This is a genomic window from Mesorhizobium sp. M7A.F.Ca.US.002.01.1.1 (assembly GCF_004022955.1).
Classification (GTDB): domain Bacteria; phylum Pseudomonadota; class Alphaproteobacteria; order Rhizobiales; family Rhizobiaceae; genus Mesorhizobium; species Mesorhizobium ciceri.
This window is the reverse complement of record NZ_RZQE01000458.1, coordinates 1-4,730: the sequence shown is the minus strand read 5'-3', so window position 1 is coordinate 4,730 and position 4,730 is coordinate 1. Positions and strand designations below refer to the sequence as shown.

Below are 4,730 nucleotides of genomic sequence, written 5' to 3'. Positions count from 1 at the left end.
GATGTAGCATAGCTGCCCTCAGCAGGTCAAGAAAAAATTCCTATCACGAACTGCAGCACGGCCTCACTGTCTTGGGAGGGAAGGGCCGTCAGGAACGCGGTTTGGTCTTTTGCGGATCGTAGTGGGCGAAGGCGACGACTCGCGCCGGCAGCCGCTTGGCATGGCCGTCGAGCTTGCCGATCTCGACCTCGGTACCGACAGCCGAATGGGTGACATCGAGCCTGGCCAGCGCGATGGTCTTGTTCAGCACCGGCGAGCGCATGCCTGACGTGACCACGCCGATCTGGGCACGGCCGACATGCACGCAATCGCCATGGCCGACGTCGACATTGGCGTCGATGTCGAGACCGACCAGCTTCGTCTGCGGGTGCTCCTTGCGGCGGATCAGCGCCTCGCGGCCGACGAAATCGTCGGTCTTGCTCTTCAGCGGCACGGTGAAGCCGATGCCGGCCTCGAACGGATCGGTCTGGTCGGAAAATTCGTATCCGGCGAAGATCAACCCGGCCTCGATGCGCACCATGTCCAGCGCCTGCAGTCCCATCGGCTTCAGCCCGTGCGGCTGGCCGGCTTCCCAGATGGCGTCGAAGACTTTTTCGGCGTCGCGCGGATGGCACCAGATCTCGTAGCCGAGCTCGCCGGTATAGCCGGTGCGCGAGACGACGACCGGAATGCCGTTGCCGCCACCAATGCGGGCGACGGCGAAGCGGAACCATTCGAGTTCGTCGATCGACGGCTGCAGCGGCGAGGTCCAGATCACCTCCCTGAGGATGTCGCGGCTCTTCGGTCCCTGCACGGCGACATTGTGCATCTGGTCGGTGGAGGAACGCACAAGGACATTGAGGCCGAGTTTTGTCGCCGTCTCGCGCAGCCACTCGCCAGACAGATCGTCGCCGCCGACCCAGCGGAAATTGTCCTTGCCCAGCCGCAGCAGGGTGCCGTCATCAATCATGCCGCCATGCGCGTAGCACATGGCCGAATAGACCACCTGGCCAACGCCGAGCTTCTTGACGTCGCGGGTCAGCGTGTATTGCAGCAGCGCTTCGGAATCCGGGCCGGTGACCTCGAACTTGCGCAGCGGCGACAGGTCCATGATCACCGCGTCTTGGCGGCAGGCCCAGTATTCGGCGATCGGCCCGTCCTTGGCGAAGGAATTGGCGAGCCAATAGCCCTTGTACTCCTGAAAGTTGCGGGTGTGCTTGGCAAAGCTCGAATGAAAAGCGGTCTCGCGGGTCATTTTCGGTTCCGAATCGGGCGTCATGCGTCTGGCGATCGCTCGCGAGAATTTGTGCTGGCCGGAATAGGTCCGCACATGGATGTCGGTCGGGTTCCAGCCATTGGCCGGCGTCGTGTCGTCGGGGCAGGCGGAGGAAACGCAAACGATGTCGGTGAGCGCCCTGAGCAGCACATAGTCGCCCGCCCGCGACCACGGCTCGTCGGACACCATGACGCCATGCGCGTCGATCGCCGTGTTGAAGAAGAAGTTGATCGCCATCCAGCCCGCGCGGGGATTGACGCCCTTGCCGACCAGAGCGCCGTTGAAATTCTCCGAACAGTTGGTGTGTCCGGGATAGCCGATGTCGTCGTAATATTTGGCGGCGCAGGCGAGCGCGAAGGCGTCGTGCCGGCCGCATGTGTCCTGCACCACCTCGACCAGCGGCTCCATGTCCTGGTCATAGTATTTGGAATGCAGGCCGGGCATCGGGTAGCTCGCACCCATGAGCGTGCGCGTCGTCGTCACGTCGAGCGGATGATCCAGTCCCCTGTCCAGCTTGCGCGCCGAAAAGCACTGGAAATCGGTGCATTGGCGCCCGTCGACATCGATGATCTGCAGATAGTCGCCAGCCCTAACGAAATAGGCCTCCGCGGTCGCCGAATGGACGCGCAAATCGAGCACCGGGTCGGCAAGCGGATCAGCCAATACCGATTTCGCCGCCGGGCGGATCGTGGCGCGGCGAACGAAGACGGTCAGCGGTGTCGCCGTGTCATGACCATCGACCAGCATCGGCCCGCCGGGGGCGGCAATCAGCACCACACCATCGCGTGCGACGGTGAAAGCCTGCTCGGTGCCGGCCGGTGTCGTGACGCCGAACACCCGCACGGCCTTGGCGTGGTCAAGCTGCACCTGCCGGCGGGCGAGCCCGCTCCGCAGGGATGCGAGACTGTCGTCCCCCTCTATGAGCAGCGCTTTGATGCCGGCAGCGTTGCTGTTCGATGCTTCACCAAAAATGCTGGGATCGGTCGCGCCGGTCCTGTCCCAGGCCAGAAGTTCGCAGGCCTGGCCGCCTTCGACATTGCGCACGGTGATCGCGTCGCCGGCCTCGATGTCGATCAGCACCGCGCCGTTGCCCTGGATCGTATAACGCTCCATGCCCGGCGGCAGCGCGATCTGGCCGGGCCTCAGGATGAGGCTAGGCTTGGGCGGTCCGGCGGCAATTGCGGGGTAGGGCGACTGGCTCATCTCAGCCTTGCGGTTCGAGAAACAAGTTTGCCTGTGTGTGAAATTATTTTAGCAGCAAGAATAGCAGTGCGGTTGGGTTTGGCAAGGCGGAGGTGGCGCGCGCTTTCCCTTCTCCCCTTGTTGTGGGAGAAGGGAAGACTAGCCAAGGCTAAGCCAGTCTCTCTGTATGGTCGATGTCGACGCCGTACTCCGCGCCCGAATCCAGCATCGTATGCCAAAGGCTCTCGGCAAACGTCGCAAACATCAGAACGTTGAACACCGCCTGCCCATCCGTCCGATCACCGCCGCGCCAGAGCGTGACGCTGGTGTGATCCATCGACGTCGCGGCGGCGGCGCCAACCGGAAACGCATCGGGATGCAAATCGATCGACGACAGTTTCGCCAGCATTGTCCGCGCCTTGGCGCCGGAGATGCTGACCAGAACCCGCGCATGCGACTGGTCCGACAGCGAGCCGGACAATGCGGGCTCCAGCGTCTGTATCGTGTGCTTGCCGCCCTTCGACAGCACGAAGAACTGGTCCGGTCCCGACCAGATCAGCGTTGCGTCCGAAGTCCGCACCGCCTTGGGCGCATCAGGGACAGCAACACCAAACCGAGCCTTGGCGGCTTGTCCCAGCTCGGCCGCCTGGCCGCGCCGCGCCATCACCTGGATCAGATCAAAATTGCGGATCTCGGTCAGCGAGACGCCGGCCTCAATACCGCGTGCACCATGCACGCCGGCAACGAGCGCCTTTTCAAGCGGACTGCGGGGAGCCCAGGAAAACTCAACCACGCTGGCGCCCTCCATCCGGGTCGTAGAAGACGGGATTGCAGAGTTCGACGTCATAGTCTTCGCCGCGCAATGGATCATGCGCGTGCACGATCTCGCCGATGCGTTCGCGGCCGCGTTCGACAAGCGCGAGCCCGATCCACTGATCCAACGTCGGCGAGAAGCAGACCGAGGTGACATAGCCCTGGTCGTTGCCGGGGCCGGGCGTCTGCCCCTTCGGGATGATGTGTGCGCCGGAGCGCAACCGGCGTGTCTCGTCCGTCGGCTTGATGCCGACGACGACCTGGCGATCTGGGGCTACCAGCGCCTCGCGTCCGGCCATGACGCGGCCGATATAGTCTTTCTTGGTCGACATCATCTTGCCCAGACCAAGATCGGCCGCTGTCGTCGTGCCGCTCAGTTCCGGTCCGGCGATGTGGCCCTTTTCGACGCGCATGACGCCGAGCGCCTCGGTGCCGTAAGGCGTCACGCCGAATGGCGCACCGGCCAGCATCAGATTGCGCGCCATCGCATCGCCGAAGCGTGCCGGTACCGAGATCTCGAAGGCCATTTCGCCGGAGAACGAGATGCGGAACAGCCGCGCCTTGAGGCCGCCGCGCAATGTCACTTCGCGCGCGCCCATGAACGGAAAGCCTTCGTTGGAAAGGTCCTCGGACTCATCAACGATCTGTTTCAGCAACTCCCGCGCGCTCGGTCCGGCGATCGAGAACTGCGCCCACTGGTCGGAGACGGAAGTGAGCTGCACGTCGAGCTCCGGGAACAGCACCTGGCGGCAGAATTCGAGATGCTGCATCACCAGACCGGCCTTGGCCGTGGTGGTGGTGAGAAAATAGTGGTCTTCGGCCAGCCGCGACGTGGTGCCGTCGTCATAGACGATGCCGTCCTCGCGCAGCATCAGACCGTAGCGCGCCTTGCCCACTGCAAGACTGGAGAAGGTGTTGATGTAGACGCGGTCGAGGAAGGCGCCGGCATCCGGACCGTGCACGTCGATCTTGCCGAGCGTCGAGACATCGCAGAATCCGACGCCTGAGCGCACCGCCTTGACCTCGCGCGTCACCGATTCCAGCCAGTCCTTCTCGCCCGCGCGGGGGTACCACTGCGCCCGTTTCCAAAGACCGGTGTCGACGAAGACAGCACCTTGTTCCACCGCCCAGTGATGCGACGGCGTCAGCCGCGTTGCATGAAAAGTCTCATCGCGATGGTGTCCGGCAAAGGCGCCGATGGCGACGGGCACGTAAGGCGGGCGATAGATGGTCGTGCCGGTCTCGGGAATGGATTTGCCTGTTACCGCCGCCATGATGGCGAGGCCGGCGACGTTGGAGGTCTTGCCCTGGTCGGTCGCCATGCCGAGCGTGGTGTAGCGCTTCAGATGCTCGACCGATTCAAAACCCTCGCGCTGCGCCAGCTCGATGTCGGACGCGGTGACGTCGTGTTGCTGGTCGACAAAGGCTTTGCCCTTGCCGGCGACATGCCAGAGCGGGGTGAGCGAGAAAGCCTCGTCAT

General features: G+C 63.7%; 3 protein-coding genes. All 3 read right to left on the bottom strand.

The window, feature by feature from the left end; translation table 11 throughout:
• Window positions 1-88 precede the first annotated feature (88 nt).
• On the bottom strand, window positions 89-2,458 hold the full coding sequence (locus EN932_RS29550; protein ID WP_127368328.1) for an aminomethyltransferase family protein: 2,370 nt from the start codon (window positions 2,456-2,458) through the stop codon (window positions 89-91).
• A gap of 148 nt (window positions 2,459-2,606) precedes the next feature.
• Window positions 2,607-3,230, bottom strand: a complete 624-nt coding sequence (locus tag EN932_RS29545; protein WP_127368329.1) for a sarcosine oxidase subunit gamma family protein — start codon at window positions 3,228-3,230, stop codon at window positions 2,607-2,609.
• A partial coding sequence (locus EN932_RS29540; RefSeq protein ID WP_281061560.1) for a glycine cleavage T C-terminal barrel domain-containing protein occupies window positions 3,223-4,730 on the bottom strand: 1,508 nt, incomplete at its 5' end. The genes EN932_RS29545 and EN932_RS29540, both read right to left, overlap by 8 nt.

What these genes read in the sequence shown, in the direction of transcription:
- EN932_RS29550 (WP_127368328.1), bottom strand. Translation starts at nt 2,458, where the DNA reads ATGAGCCAGTCGCCCTACCCCGCAATTGCCGCCGGACCGCCCAAGCCT.